Consider the following 17,956-nt stretch of genomic DNA (forward strand, 5'->3'; position numbering starts at 1 on the left):
TTTTTAGACTCCTGATTCGCGATAGTGGACGTCGCTAACGGCACGCAGACGTTCTGCCGCCTGTTCCGCCGTCAGGTCACGCTGGGTTTCCGCCAGCATTTCATAGCCCACCATAAATTTACGCACCGTCGCAGAGCGCAGCAGCGGCGGATAGAAATGGGCGTGCAGCTGCCAGTGTTGATTCTCTTCGCCGTTAAACGGGGCGCCGTGCCAGCCCATGGAGTACGGGAAAGAGCACTGGAAGAGGTTGTCGTAACGGCTGGTCAGCTTTTTCAGCGCCAGGGCAAGGTCGTCGCGCTGCGCGTCGCTAAGATCGGTGATGCGCTGCACGTGCGCTTTCGGCAGCAGCAGCGTTTCAAACGGCCAGGCGGCCCAGTAAGGGACGACGGCCAGCCAGTGTTCGGTTTCCACCACGGTGCGGCTGCCGTCGGCCAGCTCGCGCTGGGTGTAGTCCACCAGCATCGGCGAACCGTTTTCCGCGTAATACGCTTTCTGCAGACGGTCTTCACGCTCGGCTTCGTTAGGCAGGAAGCTGTTCGCCCAGATCTGGCCGTGCGGGTGCGGGTTTGAGCAGCCCATGGCCGCGCCTTTGTTTTCGAACACCTGCACCCACGGATAGCGCTGCCCCAGCTCTGCGGTTTGCGCCTGCCAGGTGCTGACGACCTCTTTCAGCGCGTCCACGCTCAGCTCGGGCAGCGTTTTGCTGTGATCCGGCGAGAAGCAGATCACGCGGCTGGTTCCGCGCGCGCTTTCGCAGCGCATCAGCGGATCGTGGCTTTCCGGCGCGTCCGGCGTGTCGGTCATCAGCGCGGCAAAATCGTTGGTGAACACGAAGGTGCCTTTGTAGTCCGGATTTTTATCCCCGGTGACGCGCGTGTTGCCCGGACAGAGGAAGCAGTCCGGGTCGTGCTGTGGCAGCGTCTGTTTTGCAGGCATCTCCTGCGCCCCCTGCCAGGGGCGCTTGGCGCGATGCGGAGAAACCAAAATCCATTGCCCGCTTAACGGGTTAAAACGACGATGCGGATGATCGACGGGATTAAATTGCGTCATGACGGATCCTTAGTCCGGATAGCCTTGCGGGTGGCGTGACTGCCAGTGCCAGGTATCCTGTGCCATTTCATCAAGCGTGCGCGTCACACGCCAGTTAAGCTCTTTGTCGGCTTTGGTGGCATCAGCCCAGTAAGCAGGCAGGTCGCCATCACGACGCGGAGCGAAGTGGTAGTTCACCGGCTTGCCGCAGGCTTTGCTGAAGGCGTTAACCACGTCCAGCACGCTGCTGCCGACCCCGGCGCCGAGGTTGTAAATATGCACGCCCGGTTTGTTGGCCAGCTGCTGCATGGCCGCAACGTGACCGTCGGCCAGATCCATCACGTGGATGTAGTCGCGCACGCCGGTACCGTCTTCGGTCGGATAGTCATTGCCAAAAATCGCCAGCGAGTCGCGGCGACCCACGGCAACCTGGGCGATATACGGCATCAGGTTGTTCGGGATGCCCTGCGGATCTTCACCCATGTCGCCGGACGGATGCGCGCCGACCGGGTTGAAGTAGCGCAGCAGCGCGATGCTCCACTCCGGCTGTGCTTTTTGCAGGTCGGTCAGGATCTGCTCCACCATCAGCTTGCTTTTGCCGTACGGGCTTTGCGGCGTACCGGTCGGGAAGCTTTCAACGTAAGGGATTTTGGGCTGATCGCCGTAGACGGTGGCGGAGGAGCTAAAGATGAAGTTTTTGACGTTCGCCGCGCGCATGGCGGAGATGAGACGCAGAGTGCCGTTGACGTTGTTGTCGTAATACTCGAGCGGCTTCGCAACGGATTCACCGACCGCTTTCAGACCCGCGAAGTGAATCACCGCTTCGATGGCGTGGTCGTGAAGGATCTCGGTCATCAGCGCTTCGTTGCGGATGTCACCTTCCACGAAAGTCGGTTGTTTACCGCCAAGGCGTTCAATCACCGGCAGCACGCTGCGCTTACTGTTGCACAGGTTGTCGAGGATGATGACGTCGTGACCGTTTTGCAGCAGTTGCACGCAGGTATGACTACCTATGTAACCGCTACCACCTGTTACCAGAACTCGCATATTTCGCTCCATTGGGCTTATGGTATGTAATAACCATAGCATAACAGAGACGCAAAAAGTGTGACATGGGATAAAATAGTGGAATCGTTTACACTCGTTTTCACACTCGCTTTTTCAATGACTGAGTGCATTCTAGATCAAAGAGATAGCCATGTATTGATGCAAGTTATCTGAAAAAGAGGAGGGCAGAGCCCTCCGGGTTTAATCGACGTTGCTGAGAAGATAGCGATAACCCTCACCGTCCGGGACAAACTCCAGGCGATGCGTGATGCAGGCGGGGGCATCTTCGGCATGATGTGAAACGAACAGCAGCTGCGTTTCACCTTCGCTAATCAGCACGTCCACAAAGCGGCGGATAAGCTGGCGATTCAGCGGATCGAGTCCCTGCAGCGGTTCGTCGAGGATCAGAAGCGTAGGGTGTTTCACCAGCGCGCGAACGATCAGGGCCAGACGCTGCTGCCCCCACGACAGACTATGAAACGGCGCGTCAGCGACCCGGTTGTCCATGCCCAGGATATCCAGCCACTGCTGGGCCAGCTTGTGCTGTTTGTCCGACACCGCCTGATAAATACCGATGGAATCAAAATACCCGGAAAGGATCGCGTTGCGTACCGTGGTACTGACCCGGTAATCCAGATGCAGGCTGCTGCTGACGTAGCCGATATGTTTTTTAATATCCCAGATGGTTTCGCCGCTGCCGCGACGCCGACCGAACAGCGTCAGATCGTTGCTATAGCCCTGCGGGTGATCGCCGGTTATCAGGCTCAGCAGCGTGGATTTTCCCGCGCCGTTAGGGCCGACAATCTGCCAGTGTTCGCCGGGATTGACCGTCCAGCTAAGACGGTTGAGGATCGTGCGATCGTCATAAGAGACTATCCCATCCCGCAGTACGATGCGCGGCTGGTGGGAATCGAGCGCATGGCGGGCCGAAGGGGCGTCAGGTTCCGGAAGCGTAATTCCGTCGAGTTGTTCACTGTGCGCGAGCTGGGCAATGAGCGCCTGCTTAAGCAGCGCTGTTTTTTCACCGGTCTCGGTCAGGTTACAGTCAGCCAGTACGCCTGCGTGCTGAATAAAGTCCGGAATTTCATCGAAGCGGTTAAGCACCAAAACCAGGGTATAGCCCTGCTGATTAAGCGACTCCAGCAGGGCCGCCAGCTGCGCACGGGACTGCACGTCAAGACCGTCAAACGGTTCGTCGAGGATAAGCAGCTCGGGCTCGCTCATCAGCGCCTGGCAAAGCAGCGTTTTTCGCGTCTCGCCGGTAGAAAGGTATTTGAAGCGCCGGTTCAGCAGGGCGGTGATGCCGAACCGTTCTGCCAGGCGCTGACAGCGGGCGGGATCTTTCACCTCATCCTGAATAATTTCCGCCGTCGTACGGCCGGTATCTTCTTCGCCAGGGCTGAGTAAATCAGTGTTATTGCGCTGCCACTCGTCGCTTACCAGCTTTTGCAATTGTTCAAATGACAGGCGCGTCAGGCGCGTAAAGTCGCCCTGGCATTCGCCCTTGAGGAGGGGGAGCTCGCCGGCCAGCGCGCGGGCCAGCGCGGATTTACCGCTGCCGTTAGTGCCGACAAACGCCCAGCTTTCACCCGCGCGTATCGTCAAATCAGCAATCGTCAGCGTTCGGGTATCGCTAAGACGAAACGTGCCTTGCGAAATATGCAATGATGACATGGTTTATCCCTGTTTTTGCAGCAACAGATATCAGGGATACGCACTGTCGGCGCGATTGTCAATGCGCTCAGCACAATGTGGCGATAATCACCCGGTCTGCGTTGAACCAGGCGGTAACGACAGAACCTTCTTCTAAACCGTCCGCTTCGCTAAGCGGTATCGTCGCGCAAAGCGGTTGCCCATCTGCCAGGGTCATCAGCACTTCGCACTGCGCTTCACCGTGTTCGATATGGCTGATGGTGCCCTGCAGCTGGTTATCTGCTCCCTTTGCGGCGTCGGGATCGCGCGTGATATTGACCCACGGCGCTTTCAGCAGCACCAGCACCTCTTTACCTTCATGAAGCTCCAGGCGCTCTGCGCTCTGCGCCGTTATTGCGGCTTTCAGACGGGTGGTGCCATCGGCAAGCAGGATCTCAATATGCTGCTGTACCTGGAGATTGTCGCGCGCCGTCACCGTTCCAAACCACTGGTTGCGGGCGCTGGTTTGTAACGAGAAGCGGGAAATGGCGGCCAGCAAGCTGTCCAGCGGAACGTTATCGTCGTCGCTCAACACATCGAACGCCTTTTGCTGGATCTGGGCCAGCAGATCGTAAAGCTGAATAAGGCGCTGGCCATAGCGCGTCACGATCGCACCGCCGCCGCCTTTGCCGCCCGTGGCTCTGTCCACCAGCGGGTGTTCGCTCAGGGTGTTCATTTCGTTGATGGCGTCCCAGGCACTTTTGTAGCTGATGCCCGCGTTTTTCGCCCCCTGGCTAATCGAGCCCGTTTGTTCTATTTGTTTAAGCAGGGCGATACGTCGCGGATCGGCGAAAAGCTTTTGCTGAAGTCGTAGAGTGAGAAGAATTTCGGCCTGCATAACAGTATCCTGGCAAAAAGAGTATTGTGACCCAAATGGTGCAGGGCGCAAAGGGTACCGCACAAAAGGGGATGTTTTTCTCACTTGAAAGGGTAGAATGAACCGTTCACAATATCTGGAGAAAACCATGTTAGAGTTGTTGAAAAGTCTGGTATTCGCCGTGATCATGGTACCAGTAGTGATGGCCATCATCCTCGGTGCCATCTACGGCCTGGGTGAAGTGTTCAACGTCTTTTCGAACATTGGTCACAAAGACCAGGCTAAAAAGCAGCATTGATTCCCCACAAAACGCCCGGCGAGTCCGGGCGTTTTGCTCTCAAGATTTTCCCGTTTACGCCGATATTATTTAACGCATCACACCGGTTTACCCCTTCAGCGGTACGATTAAACGCTGGGATCTCCCTGACGTTATCGTTATATTAAGATGTATATAACGCTACTCACAGGAGTTACAGATGGCACGTTCATGGGTACGCCTTTTCGCAGGGGCAACGCTGACGCTTTCACTTACCGGACACGCGCTGGCGGACGAGGGTAAAATCACCGTCTTTGCCGCGGCGTCGCTGAACAACGCGCTGCAGGACATCGCGGCGGCGTATAAAAAAGAGAAAAACGTCGAGGTGGTTTCCTCTTTTGCCTCTTCCTCGACGCTGGCGCGCCAGATAGAAGCGGGCGCACCGGCGGATCTGTTCATCTCGGCTGACCAGAAGTGGATGGATTACGCGGCGGAGAAGAAATCGATTGATGCCACAACCCGCGAAACGCTGCTGGGGAATAGCCTGGTTGTCGTGGCGCCAAAAGCCAGCGCGCAGGCGGACTTCACCATCAACAAAGAGACCCACTGGACGAGCCTGCTGAACGGTGGCCGTCTGGCCGTGGGCGACCCGGAGCACGTTCCGGCCGGGATTTATGCCAAAGAAGCGCTGCAAAAGCTGGGCGCATGGGAGACATTGTCACCGAAGCTGGCCCCGGCGGAAGACGTGCGCGGCGCGCTGGCGCTGGTTGAGCGCAACGAAGCCCCGCTGGGCATTGTGTATGGCTCTGATGCCGTTGCCAGTAAAGGTGTAAAAGTGGTCGCAACGTTCCCGGAAGACTCCCACAAGAAAGTGGAATATCCTGTTGCGATTGTTGATGGACATAAAAATGCGACCGTGACGGCCTTCCGCGATTACCTGAAGGGCCCGGAGGCGTCCGCGATCTTTAAACGTTATGGATTTACGACTCACTGATGATATTGACCGATCCTGAATGGCAGGCTGTTCTGCTGAGCCTAAAAGTCTCTTCCCTGGCGGTTGCGCTGAGCTTGCCCTTTGGGATCTTCTTTGCCTGGCTACTGGTTCGCTGTCAGTTTCCCGGCAAAACGCTGCTCGACAGCGTGCTGCATCTTCCGCTCGTTTTGCCGCCCGTGGTGGTCGGTTACCTGCTGCTGATTTCGATGGGGCGACGCGGTTTTATCGGCGAGAAGCTCTACGACTGGTTTGGGCTGACGTTTGCGTTTAGCTGGCGCGGTGCGGTACTGGCGGCGGCGGTGATGTCATTCCCGCTGATGGTGAGGGCGATCCGCCTCGCGCTGGAAGGCGTGGACATGAAGCTCGAACAGGCGGCCCGCACGCTGGGCGCAGGGCGCTGGCGCGTCTTTTTCACCATCACGCTCCCGCTTACGCTACCGGGCATTATTGTCGGGACGGTGCTGGCCTTCGCCCGCTCGCTGGGCGAGTTTGGCGCGACGATCACGTTTGTGTCGAACATCCCCGGCGAGACGCGAACCATCCCGTCGGCAATGTATACTCTGATTCAAACGCCGGGCGGTGAAGGCGCGGCGGCGCGGCTGTGTATTATTTCAATTGTGCTGGCGCTGGTATCGCTGATGGTGTCTGAATGGCTGGCGCGGCTCAGCCGCGAGCGGATGGGGAAATAAGCATGCTGGAACTCCATTTCACCCAGACGCTGGGAAACCATACCCTGACGCTTAACGAGACGCTGCCGGCAAGCGGAATCACCGCCATCTTTGGCGTGTCGGGAGCGGGAAAAACATCGCTGATTAATGCCATCAGCGGCCTGACCCGCCCGCAGTCTGGCCGTATTGTCCTGAATGACCGCTTCCTGAATGACGTGGAGAACAAAATTTACCTCTCGCCGGATAAGCGCCGCATCGGCTATGTTTTCCAGGACGCGCGCCTGTTCCCGCACTACAGCGTGCGCGGCAACCTGCGTTACGGCATGGCGAAAAGCATGGCCGGGCAGTTTGACAAGCTGGTGACGCTTTTAGGCATTGAGCCTCTGCTCGACAGGCTGCCATCCTCACTCTCCGGCGGAGAAAAACAGCGTGTGGCCATTGGCCGCGCGTTGCTGACCGCCCCCGAGCTGCTGCTGCTCGACGAGCCGCTGGCCTCGCTCGATATTCCGCGTAAACGCGAACTTCTGCCTTATCTGCAGCGCCTGACGCGCGAAATTAATATTCCGATGCTCTACGTCAGCCATTCGCTGGATGAGATCCTCCATCTGGCCGACAAGGTGCTGGTGCTGGAAGAGGGCAGCGTTAAGGCGTTTGGCAACCTGGAAGAGGTGTGGGGCAGCAGCGTAATGCACCCCTGGTTACCCCGGGAACAGCAGAGCAGCATTCTTAAAGTGAGCGTTCTGGAACATCATCCGCACTACGCGATGACCGCCCTGGCGCTGGGTGACCAGCATCTGTGGGTCAATAAGATCGACAAACCGCTACAGTCCGCGCTGCGAATTCGCATCCAGGCGTCGGACGTCTCGCTGGTGCTGCAGCCGCCGCTGCAAACCAGTATTCGAAATATTCTGCGCGCCAAAGTCGCGGAGTGTTTTGATGATAACGGGCAGGTGGAAGTGAAGCTTGAAGTCGGCAGCAGGACGCTCTGGGCGCGCATTAGCCCGTGGGCGAGGGATGAGTTAGGGATCAAACCCGGCCTGTGGCTTTACGCGCAAATTAAGAGCGTCTCGATCACCGCCTGATTACAGCAGGTGGGTATAAATGTACTGCGCGATGCTGTCGGTGGTGTTATCGCCAATCACCACGTTGGCACGGGCTTTTACCGCGTCGTCGGCATTGCCCATCGCCACGCCGGTACCGGCGGCTTCCAGCATGCTGATGTCGTTGTAGTTGTCGCCAAAGGCGATCACGTCCTGCATCGACCCGCCCTGTGATTCCACATACTGCGTCAGGCGCTTGCCTTTGCTGTTGCCTTTGCGGGCAATATCCACCTGGTCATGCCAGGACCATTCGCACTCCAGACCCAGCGTTTGTTCCACGTGTTTTGCGAAGGTATTCAGTTTGGTGGTGTCTTCATCCGTCAGGGCGAATTTCCAGATAGCCTCAACGTCCTGGGCGGCCTGACGCAGGGAGGAAACCTGGGTAAAGACCGGACGCTGCGCTTCAGGCAGGGACAACGCCCAGTTGCTGGTGCGCACCACATGACCAGTAGGGCGCTCGTACACCATCGCGTTATCCACGTACATCAGGCCGTGAACGGCATGCTCATCCAGCAGATCGATCAGCTGCAGCGCCTTGGGAACCGGCAGCGGGTCGGATTCTAAAACCTTTTTTGCCTGATAATCATACAAATAAGTGCCATTACAACAAATTGCAGGTGTATCTAACGCCAGTGCCTGATAAAAAGGGTGAATGGCAACGTGATGTCGACCCGTTACGATAAGGAGTTGATATCCCACTTCCTGCGCGCGTTTTAGCGCCTCAAGGGAGGAGGGGAGAAGGGTTTTTTGCGGCGTCAGTAAGGTACCGTCTAAATCCAGAGCAATCACACGCGAGGTCATCTGTTTTCCCGGGTTAATATTGAATTTACGTTTTGATGGGATGGTACACCGAGAGGCGAACGCTTCAAAACTCCTGTCGACAATTCAGCATTCACCGTCAAAAGTTAACTACTTTCATGCGCAGTGAGGAGTGAATATTCATGAAACAAACCGTTTATACCGCCAGTCCTGAAAGCCAGCAGATCCACGTCTGGCGTTTAAATACCGAAGGGACACTCACGCTGGTTCAGGTTGTTGATGTGCCAGGCCAGGTGCAACCGATGGTCATCAGCCCGGATAAACGTTTCTTGTACGTGGGTGTGCGCCCGGAGTTCCGCGTGCTGGCCTATCGCATTTCTCCGGACGATGGTGCGCTGACGTACACTGCCGAAGCCCCGTTGCCGGGCAGCCCAACCCATATCTCGACCGATCGTAAAGGCAACTTTGTCTTCAGCGGCTCTTATAACGCGGGCTGCGTCAGTGTAACGCGTCTGGAAGATGGCATTCCGGTCGAAACCGTGGATGTGGTGGAAGGGCTGGAAGGCTGCCACTCGGCGAATATCTCTCCGGATAACCGCACGCTGTGGGTCCCTGCGCTGAAGCAGGATCGTATCTGCCTGTTCACCCTGAGCGACGATGGTCATCTGGTGGCGCAGAATCCTGCCGAAGTGACTACCGTTGAAGGCGCGGGCCCGCGCCATATGGTCTTCCATCCGAACCAGCAGTACGCCTACGTGGTCAATGAGCTGAACAGCTCTGTGGACGTATGGGAGCTGAAAGATCCAAACGGTCAGATTGAGTGCGTGCAGACGCTGGACATGATGCCGTCTGATTTCTCCGACACCCGCTGGGCGGCGGATATCCACATTACGCCAAATGGCCGCCATCTGTACGCCTGCGACCGTACCTCCAGCCTGATTACCGTCTTTAGCGTCTCTGAAGACGGCAGCGTGCTGGCGATTGAAGGGTTCCAGCCAACGGAAACCCAGCCGCGCGGCTTTAATATCGATCACAGCGGTAAATACCTGATTGCGGCGGGGCAGAAATCCCACCACATCGCGCTGTATGAAATTAAAGGCGAGCAGGGGCTGCTGGAAGAGAAAGGGCGTTACGCCGTAGGCCAGGGGCCAATGTGGGTAGTGGTCAACGCTCACTAAGCGGCTAAAAACAAAAAACCTCGCGAATGCGAGGTTTTTTTATGCCCGGTAAACGCAGCGCCACCGGGCAAAACAGCTTACTGCTTCGGCTCAGCAACCACTTTGCTACCCAGACCGCGGTTGTTGTATTCCCACATGCGGTTGAAGTTAGCGTCGTTCAGGTTGCGCTGCACGTTCCCTTTATCATCCACCGCACCGGTATTGCCGGAGAATGGACGTTTGGAGATCGCGGCATCAGCCCACGGCTTCGCCATGTTGAAGCCTTCATTGATCACGCTGTCGCGGATCACGACCTGGCCGTTGGTCGCAGAGTCCACGTCCAGGGAGCGTCCCAGCTGCGCCACGCCGTCACCGGCAGCGTTAAAGCGGCTGTTCACGGCCAGGAAGCCGTAGAAGAGGTTAGACTGGGTTGCCGGAGCAAACACGTAACCTTCCTGCTGAGTGCGGGAGTTCACCACGCGGAAATCGGTATTATCAAACACCACCGCGCCGCGACCGGACACCAGATCCACGTCACCTTCAACGTAGCTGTTGGTCACCAGAGTACGGGTCAGGCGGTTATTCTGCAGGGTGTTCTGCACGCCGCTGTTGGTCACGAAGAAGGTGTTCTGACGGCCCAGAATGTTGACGTTGTTAATCTGCACCTTATCGCCATCGCTACGCAGCGCAACGGCCTGGTGGCTGCCGGCATCAACGCTGTCGCCCAGGGTATTCTGAATGGTCAGGTTCTGCAGCTGCAGACCGTTATTCTGAGACCAGAATACCGCCGAGCACATCACGCCAATGGTGGCGGAACGCTTGCTCTGGCAGTTATCAAACATATACCACGCAGGTTTGCCCGGCATATATTTACCGGCCGGATTCACCAGGTGACGCCAGGTGTTGCTGTCGATTTCGGAATCAATCGCCAGGCCAATTTTTACGTCGATCGCTTTTTCGCCCAGACCGTAAAGCGTAATGCTGCCAGGGGCCGCCGGAACATATACGGTGCCTTCATATTCACCCGGCAGGATCGCGATGTACTGGCGAGACGCGCTGTGTTTAGTGATGGCAGCATCAACCGCAGCCTGAATAGAGGTATGCGTTACGCCCTGCGCACCCGCCGGGCCAACCACGAAGTCAGGCTGTTTAGGCAGGTTGATAGAAGACGGTGTCCACGGCGCAGCGTTAGGATCCATCGCCGAGAAGTAGTGCGCACGATCGAAGTTCTTCGCTTCATCAGCGGACAAAATCGGGCGGGAGGCGGTACCGGGCGCAAGCTGCTCAGAAGGGCGCTGATCCGGTGGTGTTGAGCTGCATGCGGATAAGGTCACGCCAAAGGCGAGTGCTAACGCCAGACGGGAAATCCTGGAAATGTTCAAGGTAGAGCTCCTGGGTATGCAAGTCTTAAACGGGATAGACGAAATAGCCTGCTTTTTTATACTAAGTTGAGCGAAACGGGAAGATAAAAAGGGTAAAAGTTGCATTTTTAGCCCCGGAGCGGCAGGTAGGTGATCACAAATAAATAACATTTTCCGTCAAGGCGGTTGACAGTGGACGGTGGATGCAAATAAATGTCTATACAACCTAAGACAAGTGGAATGCCCCATGCAGCAGATTCATCCCGACGATGTAATATGGCGAAATGCGCGACTGGCTACGATGGCGCCGGACGTACCTGCGCCTTATGGACTGAAAGAGCAACACGCCCTGGTCGTGCGCGGCCACACTATTCTGGCCGCGATCCCTGAATCTGACATTCCTTCCGGACACCGACACTGTGTCGATCTTCAGGGGCGTCTGGTCACGCCTGGCCTGATTGACTGCCATACCCACCTGGTATTTGGCGGCGACCGCGCGGCGGAGTGGGAGCAGCGTCTGAACGGCGTCTCTTATCAAACCATCAGCGCCCAGGGGGGCGGGATTAACGCTACCGTGACGGCGACGCGCAGCAGCTCAGCCGAAACCTTGCTGAAACTGGCGCAGCAGCGGCTCCTGCGTCTTATGAATGAAGGCGTGACGACCGTTGAAATCAAATCGGGATACGGGCTCAACGCCGAGGCCGAAGAGAAGATGCTGCAGGTTGCCCGCCAGTTGGGCCTCAATAATCCGATCGATATCAGCCCAACGCTGCTGGCGGCCCATGCGGTTCCGCCGGAATACCGGCAGGATCCGGATGCCTACCTCACGCTGGTCTGTGAGCAGATACTGCCCACGCTGTGGCAAAAAGAGTTATATGAAGCAGTCGACGTGTTTTGTGAAAACGTCGGCTTTACCCCGTCGCAAACCGAGCGACTCTTCAAGGCCGCCGCCGAGCTGGGTATCCCGGTGAAAGGGCATGTCGAGCAGCTGTCGAATCAGGGCGGCGCGGCGCTGGTCAGCCAGTATAAGGGCCTTTCCGCCGATCATATTGAGTATCTCGACGACGCAGGCGTTCAGGCGATTGCGGAAAGCGGCACGGTTGCCGTCCTGTTGCCGGGTGCGTTCTATTTTCTGCAGGAGCGCCAGCGTCCGCCGGTTGAACAGCTCAGAAAACAGGGCGTGCCGATGGCCGTCGCCACCGACTATAACCCCGGCACCAGCCCGTTTGCGAGCCTGCACCTGGCGATGAACATGGCCTGCGTCCAGTTTGGTCTGACCCCGGAAGAAGCTTGGGCTGGCGTCACGCGCCATGCCGCGCAGGCGCTGGGCCGTGGCGCAACCCACGGGCAGTTGCGGGCAGGGTTTGTCGCCGATTTTATCGTCTGGGATGCACATCATCCGGTTGAGATGGTCTACGAGCCGGGACGCAATCCGCTGTATCAACGTATTTTCCGTGGGGAGGCAGTATGAGGTTATGGCGGCCCGTAGCCGAAACCGTCTGGCAGGGGCGCGATGACAGCGCCGAGGCCAGCAGTGCAAAGCGCATTTTCCAGACGATAAAGCAGCAGGGCCAGTTCACGCCGCTTTCATCTGGCATCGCGCTGATAGGCTTTGAATGTGATGAAGGGGTAAAACGCAATCAGGGCAGGCCCGGCGCCGTGCAGGCACCGGATGTGCTGCGAAAAGCGCTGGCAAATATGGCTTGCCATCAGGGGCATGACCGGCTGGCGGATATGGGCTCGGTGTACGTTGAAGGCGGTGAGCTGGAAGCGGCACAGCAGGCGTTAAGCGATGCCGTCACGGCCTGTCAGCAGTCCGGGATGCGGACGCTGGTGTTTGGCGGCGGGCACGAAACCGCGTGGGCGCACGGTCGCGGCGTGCTGGACGCCTTCCCGAACGAGCGGGTTGTCATTATCAACCTTGATGCCCATCTCGATCTGCGCAAGGCCGACCGGGCCACATCCGGCACCCCGTTTCGCCAGCTGGCGCGCTACTGCGATGAGCGCGGGCGGGAATTTCACTACGCCTGCCTTGGCGTGAGCCGGGCGGCGAACACGCTGGCGCTGTGGGACGAGGCCGAACGCCTGAACGTCACGCTGGTGGAAGATCTCCATTTCAGGCGCGATGCGCTATCCGCCCTGGAAAAGGTGCTGGCGCAGGCCGATCGTATCTATCTGACGATCGACCTGGACGTCCTCCCCGCCAGCGAAATGCCTGCCGTGTCCGCACCGGCTGCGTTAGGCATACCGGCGCTGGATCTTCTCCCGGTTATCGAACAAATCTGCCGTAGCGGTAAGCTACAGGCCGCCGATCTGGTAGAGTTTAACCCGCAGTACGATCGGGACGGGCAGGGCGCTAAGCTCGCCGCCCGCCTGGCCTGGCAAATTGCTCACTGGTGGGCATAACACTATTCAAGGAGTTACGATGTTTTCACGCTCACCTCTGCCGCAGTCGAGCCCTCCCGCGCCTTTCTATGAAAAGGTGAAGCAGGCAATTAGCGAAAAAATCGCTACCGGCGTCTGGCGCCCGCACGATCGCATTCCTTCGGAGGCCGAGCTGGTGGCGCAGTTTGGTTTTAGCCGGATGACCGTCAACCGGGCGCTGCGCGAGCTGACCGACGAAGGGCTTCTGGTGCGCCTGCAGGGCGTGGGGACGTTTGTGGCGGAACCGAAAGGACAGTCGGCCCTGTTTGAAATCCGCAGCATTGCGGACGAGATAGCCGCGCGTAATCATCAGCACCGCTGTGAGGTGCTGGTGCTCGAAGAGACTCAGGCCAGCGCCGAGCAGGCCGCAGAGCTTAACGTCAAGGAGGGAAGCCGCATTTTCCACTCCGTGATGGTGCATTTCGAAAACGACATTCCGGTGCAGATTGAAGATCGCTGCGTGAACGCTGAGCGGATACCGGACTATCTGAACCAGGATTACACCCAGACCACGCCGCATGCCTATCTCTCGCTCGTCGCACCGCTGACGGAAGGGGAGCACATTGTGGAGGCCGTGCGCGCCACGCCGCAGGAGTGCGAAAGGCTGCGCATTAAAGAGCACGATCCGTGCCTGCTGATCCGCCGTCGAACCTGGTCCTCGTCGCACATTGTGTCGCATGCCCGACTGCTTTTCCCGGGGAATCGCTACCGGCTGCAGGGCCACTTCATGTCATAAGTTTTATAAGCGTGATCGCTAACGCAATATAACAAAATTGTATCTTTTTTGTTAAATCTGACCTTGTGTGTGCTTGTCTATACAAGTATATCTAAATGCATCATCTGTCCCCTATGAGGAGCACACAATGTCGTCAGGTAAATACCGCCAGCAGGACGTCCGCGCCGCGCGCGGCACCACGCTTACCGCCAAAAGCTGGCTCACCGAAGCCCCGCTGCGCATGTTGATGAACAACCTCGACCCTGAGGTGGCGGAAAACCCCCACGAGCTGGTGGTCTACGGCGGCATAGGCCGCGCCGCGCGCAACTGGGAATGCTATGACGCAATTGTAAAATCCCTGACCGAACTCGAACACGACGAAACCCTGCTGGTACAGTCCGGCAAGCCGGTTGGCGTGTTCAAAACGCACAAAAACGCGCCGCGCGTGCTGATCGCTAACTCTAACCTCGTGCCGCACTGGGCCACGTGGGAACACTTCAACGAACTGGACGCGAAAGGGCTGGCGATGTATGGCCAGATGACCGCGGGGAGCTGGATCTACATCGGCAGCCAGGGGATCGTGCAGGGCACCTACGAAACCTTCGTGGAAGCCGGTCGCCAGCACTATAACGGCTCGCTCAAAGGCCGCTGGGTGCTGACCGCGGGTCTCGGCGGCATGGGCGGCGCGCAGCCGCTGGCCGCCACGCTTGCCGGCGCGTGCTCGCTCAACATTGAGTGCCAGCAGAGCCGCATTGATTTCCGTCTGCGCACCCGCTACGTCGATGAGCAGGCAACCGATCTGGACGATGCGCTGGCGCGCATCAAAAAATACACCTCCGAAGGCAAAGCGGTGTCGATTGCCCTGTGCGGCAACGCGGCGGACATTCTCCCGCAGCTCGTCGCCCGCGGCGTGCGTCCGGATCTGGTCACCGACCAGACCAGCGCCCATGACCCGCTGCACGGTTACCTGCCAAAAGGCTGGACGTGGGAAGAATATCAGCAAAAAGCGGAAACCGACCCGGAAGGCACGGTGCTTGCCGCGAAACGCGCCATGGCCGAGCACGTCTCCGCCATGCTGGCCTTCAGCCAGATGGGCATTCCGACCTTTGACTACGGCAACAACATCCGCCAGATGGCGAAAGAGATGGGCATGAATAACGCCTTTGACTTCCCGGGCTTCGTTCCTGCCTATATCCGCCCGCTTTTCTGCCGCGGCATCGGTCCGTTCCGCTGGGTTGCCCTGTCCGGCGACCCGGAGGACATCTACAAAACCGACGCCAAAGTGAAGGAGATCGTCGCCGATGACGAACACCTGCATCACTGGCTGGACATGGCCCGCGAGCGCATTAACTTCCAGGGCCTGCCGGCGCGTATCTGCTGGGTAGGGCTGGAGTGGCGTCAAAAACTCGGCCTCGCCTTCAACGAAATGGTGCGCAGCGGTGAAGTCTCCGCGCCGATCGTCATCGGCCGCGACCACCTGGACTCCGGCTCCGTCGCCAGCCCGAACCGCGAAACCGAAGCCATGCGCGACGGCTCGGATGCGGTCTCCGACTGGCCGCTGCTGAACGCTCTGCTGAATACCGCCAGCGGCGCGACCTGGGTGTCGCTGCACCACGGCGGCGGCGTGGGGATGGGCTTCTCCCAGCATTCCGGGATGGTCATCGTCTGCGACGGAACCGATGAAGCCGCCGCGCGTATCGCTCGCGTGCTGCACAACGACCCGGCCACCGGCGTGATGCGTCACGCGGATGCGGGTTACGAAATTGCCATTGACTGTGCCAAAGAGCAGGGCCTTAACCTGCCGATGATCCCTGCCACACAAGGAAAGCATTAATGAACGCATTAACACTTACTCCCGGCTCGCTGACGCTCAAGCAGCTGCGTAACGTCTGGCGCAAGCCGGTCACCCTTTCGCTGGATGCAAGTGCCCACGCCGCCATTAACGACAGCGTCGCCTGCGTCGAAGCCATCGTTGCCGAAGGGCGCACCGCCTACGGGATTAACACCGGATTTGGCCTGCTGGCGCAGACCCGCATCGCGACACACGATCTGGAAAACTTACAGCGTTCGCTGGTGCTGTCACATGCGGCGGGCGTGGGTCAGCCGCTGGATGATGAGATTGTCCGTCTGATGATGGTGCTCAAAATCAACAGCCTGGCCCGCGGCTTCTCCGGCATTCGCCTGAGCGTGATTCAGGCGCTGATGGCGCTGGTCAATGCGGAAGTCTATCCATGGATCCCGGCAAAAGGTTCCGTTGGCGCATCCGGCGATCTTGCGCCGCTGGCGCACATGTCGCTGCTGCTGCTCGGCGAAGGCAAAGCGCGCTGGCAGGGCGAGTGGCTTCCTGCGAAAGAGGCGCTGAAAAAAGCCGGGTTAAACCCGATCACCCTGGCGGCCAAAGAGGGGCTGGCGCTGCTGAACGGCACGCAGGCATCGACCGCTTTCGCGCTGCGCGGCCTGTTTGAAGCGGAAGATCTGTTTGCCTCGGCGGTGGTGTGCGGTGCGCTGACCACCGAAGCCGTGCTGGGCTCGCGTCGCCCGTTCGATGCCCGCATCCACGAGGTGCGCGGTCAGCGCGGGCAGATTGATGTCGCCGCGATGTACCGTCACGTGCTTACCGACACCAGCGAGATCGCGGATTCACACCACAACTGTGAAAAGGTGCAGGATCCGTATTCACTGCGCTGCCAGCCGCAGGTGATGGGCGCGTGCCTGACGCAGCTGCGCCAGGCGGCAGAAGTGCTGCTGGTGGAGGCCAACGCGGTGTCCGATAACCCGCTGGTGTTCGCCCAGGAAAACGAGGTGGTTTCCGGGGGCAACTTCCACGCCGAGCCGGTGGCAATGGCGGCGGATAATATCGCTCTGGCGATCGCCGAAGTCGGCGCGTTGTCCGAGCGCCGCATCGCGCTGATGATGGATAAACATATGTCCCAGCTGCCGCCGTTCCTGGTGCGTAACGGCGGGGTCAACTCGGGCTTTATGATTGCCCAGGTGACCGCGGCGGCGCTGGCGAGCGAGAACAAAGCCCTGTCTCACCCGCACAGCGTGGACAGCCTGCCAACGTCAGCGAACCAGGAAGATCACGTTTCGATGGCCCCGGCTGCCGGGCGTCGTCTCTGGGAAATGGCCTCCAACACCCGCGGCGTGCTGGCGGTGGAGTGGCTGGCGGCATGTCAGGGTGTCGATCTGCGTGAAGGGTTAAAATCCAGCCCGCTGCTGGAGCAGGCGCGTCATGCGCTGCGCGAGCACGTATCGCACTACGATGACGACCGCTTCTTTGCGCCGGATATTGATAAGGCGATGCAGCTTCTGGAAGAGGGAAGCCTTGTAGGACTGCTACCTTCAGTGCTGTGATTTTTTGCCCTGACCCTCTCCCATAGGGAGAGGGAATTGCCCGGTTTTCTCCCTCTCCCTGTGGGAGAGGGCCGGGGTGAGGGCATCAGCCCGCACTATTATGAATACATCGCCGTAATCGACGCGCTCCCCAGCGAATGGAAATGCACGTTAAACCCGACCATCGCGCCGCTCGCCCCTTCATCGACCTCAATCTTCTCCACATCCAGCGCGTGCACCGTGAAGATATAGCGGTGGGTTTTCCCTTTTGGCGGCGCCGCGCCGCCGTAGCCCGCTTTACCAAAATCGGTGCGCGTCTGAATGGCGCCTTCAGGCAGGGCAACCAGGTCTGAACCGGAACCCTGCGGCAGGACGCGCGTGTCGGCAGGCAGGTTCGCCACAATCCAGTGCCACCAGCCGGAGCCGGTCGGCGCATCCGGGTCGTAGCAGGTCACGACAAAGCTTTTTGTTCCGGCCGGAACCTCGTCCCACGCCAGGTGCGGGGAGATATTGTCTCCCTGATACCCCATGCCGTTGAATACGTGGCGTTCCGGCAGTTTTTCACCGTCGCGCAGATCTTTACTGATGATTTTCATACGGTTTA

17 protein-coding genes are annotated in these 17,956 nt (G+C 58.7%); 10 read left to right on the forward strand and 7 right to left on the reverse strand.

The window, feature by feature from the left end; genetic code table 11:
• Positions 1-3: 3 nt before the first annotated feature.
• The 4 genes from galT to modE form a co-directional block, all read right to left on the reverse strand.
• Positions 4-1,050 carry a galactose-1-phosphate uridylyltransferase gene (galT, locus tag NI40_RS06190; protein WP_039261339.1) on the reverse strand — a complete coding sequence of 349 codons (1,047 nt, stop codon included), beginning with the start codon at positions 1,048-1,050 and terminating at the stop codon, positions 4-6.
• Positions 1,051-1,059: 9 nt separating this feature from the next.
• Entirely contained in the window at positions 1,060-2,076 is a 1,017-nt protein-coding gene (gene galE, locus NI40_RS06195) for a UDP-glucose 4-epimerase GalE (protein ID WP_023334950.1), read from the reverse strand.
• 201 nt (positions 2,077-2,277) lie between these two features.
• Positions 2,278-3,750 carry a molybdate ABC transporter ATP-binding protein ModF gene (modF, locus tag NI40_RS06200; protein WP_039261341.1) on the reverse strand — a complete coding sequence of 491 codons (1,473 nt, stop codon included), beginning with the start codon at positions 3,748-3,750 and terminating at the stop codon, positions 2,278-2,280.
• A gap of 67 nt (positions 3,751-3,817) precedes the next feature.
• A complete protein-coding gene (gene modE, locus NI40_RS06205; RefSeq protein ID WP_039261342.1) occupies positions 3,818-4,606 on the reverse strand; it encodes a molybdenum-dependent transcriptional regulator in 789 nt (262 codons plus the stop codon).
• Positions 4,607-4,733: 127 nt separating this feature from the next.
• Between modE and NI40_RS06210 the strand changes: the two genes are divergently transcribed.
• From NI40_RS06210 to modC, 4 genes are all read left to right on the forward strand, one after another.
• Complete coding sequence (locus NI40_RS06210; protein WP_023310811.1) at positions 4,734-4,883, forward strand: AcrZ family multidrug efflux pump-associated protein; 150 nt, start codon at positions 4,734-4,736, stop codon at positions 4,881-4,883.
• A 178-nt stretch (positions 4,884-5,061) separates the two neighbouring features.
• Positions 5,062-5,835, forward strand: a complete 774-nt coding sequence (gene modA / locus NI40_RS06215) for a molybdate ABC transporter substrate-binding protein (protein WP_039261344.1) — start codon at positions 5,062-5,064, stop codon at positions 5,833-5,835.
• Positions 5,835-6,524 carry a molybdate ABC transporter permease subunit gene (modB, locus tag NI40_RS06220; protein WP_033144966.1) on the forward strand — a complete coding sequence of 230 codons (690 nt, stop codon included), beginning with the start codon at positions 5,835-5,837 and terminating at the stop codon, positions 6,522-6,524. The genes modA and modB overlap by 1 nt, the downstream gene beginning before the upstream one ends.
• Before the next feature lie 2 nt (positions 6,525-6,526).
• The gene (gene modC, locus NI40_RS06225) at positions 6,527-7,585 is read left to right on the forward strand and encodes a molybdenum ABC transporter ATP-binding protein ModC (protein ID WP_039261347.1); all 1,059 of its coding nucleotides are present in this window, start codon (positions 6,527-6,529) and stop codon (positions 7,583-7,585) included.
• Here modC and NI40_RS06230 read toward each other — a convergent pair whose 3' ends face one another.
• Positions 7,586-8,404: a pyridoxal phosphatase gene (locus NI40_RS06230; RefSeq protein ID WP_039261350.1), complete on the reverse strand. Its 819-nt coding sequence runs from the start codon at positions 8,402-8,404 to the stop codon at positions 7,586-7,588.
• A 140-nt stretch (positions 8,405-8,544) separates the two neighbouring features.
• Between NI40_RS06230 and pgl the strand changes: the two genes are divergently transcribed.
• Positions 8,545-9,540 (forward strand): 6-phosphogluconolactonase, encoded by a 996-nt coding sequence (gene pgl, locus NI40_RS06235; RefSeq protein WP_023292974.1) that lies wholly within the window; start codon positions 8,545-8,547, stop codon positions 9,538-9,540.
• Positions 9,541-9,617: 77 nt separating this feature from the next.
• Here the strand turns inward: pgl and NI40_RS06240 are convergent, their stop codons facing one another.
• On the reverse strand, positions 9,618-10,901 hold the full coding sequence (locus tag NI40_RS06240) for a putative acyl-CoA thioester hydrolase (protein WP_039261353.1): 1,284 nt from the start codon (positions 10,899-10,901) through the stop codon (positions 9,618-9,620).
• Positions 10,902-11,127: 226 nt separating this feature from the next.
• Here NI40_RS06240 and hutI point away from each other — a divergent pair, with 226 nt between their 5' ends.
• The 5 genes from hutI (at position 11,128) to hutH (ending at position 17,373) form a co-directional block, all read left to right on the forward strand.
• On the forward strand, positions 11,128-12,351 hold the full coding sequence (gene hutI, locus NI40_RS06245) for an imidazolonepropionase (RefSeq protein ID WP_039261356.1): 1,224 nt from the start codon (positions 11,128-11,130) through the stop codon (positions 12,349-12,351).
• The gene (gene hutG / locus NI40_RS06250) at positions 12,348-13,286 is read left to right on the forward strand and encodes a formimidoylglutamase (RefSeq protein WP_039261359.1); all 939 of its coding nucleotides are present in this window, start codon (positions 12,348-12,350) and stop codon (positions 13,284-13,286) included. Before hutI ends, hutG begins: the two co-directional genes overlap by 4 nt.
• A gap of 19 nt (positions 13,287-13,305) precedes the next feature.
• A complete protein-coding gene (locus NI40_RS06255; RefSeq protein ID WP_039261363.1) occupies positions 13,306-14,040 on the forward strand; it encodes a histidine utilization repressor in 735 nt (244 codons plus the stop codon).
• A 127-nt stretch (positions 14,041-14,167) separates the two neighbouring features.
• Complete coding sequence (gene hutU / locus NI40_RS06260; protein ID WP_039261365.1) at positions 14,168-15,853, forward strand: urocanate hydratase; 1,686 nt, start codon at positions 14,168-14,170, stop codon at positions 15,851-15,853.
• A complete protein-coding gene (gene hutH, locus NI40_RS06265; RefSeq protein WP_039261368.1) occupies positions 15,853-17,373 on the forward strand; it encodes a histidine ammonia-lyase in 1,521 nt (506 codons plus the stop codon). Before hutU ends, hutH begins: the two co-directional genes overlap by 1 nt.
• A gap of 98 nt (positions 17,374-17,471) precedes the next feature.
• On the opposite strand, the gene NI40_RS06270 is transcribed toward hutH, so the two are convergent.
• Positions 17,472-17,948 carry a kinase inhibitor gene (locus NI40_RS06270; protein ID WP_039261370.1) on the reverse strand — a complete coding sequence of 159 codons (477 nt, stop codon included), beginning with the start codon at positions 17,946-17,948 and terminating at the stop codon, positions 17,472-17,474.
• Positions 17,949-17,956: the final 8 nt, after the last annotated feature.

The organism is Enterobacter sp. E20 (genome assembly GCF_000801755.2).
Lineage (GTDB): Bacteria > Pseudomonadota > Gammaproteobacteria > Enterobacterales > Enterobacteriaceae > Enterobacter > Enterobacter asburiae_B.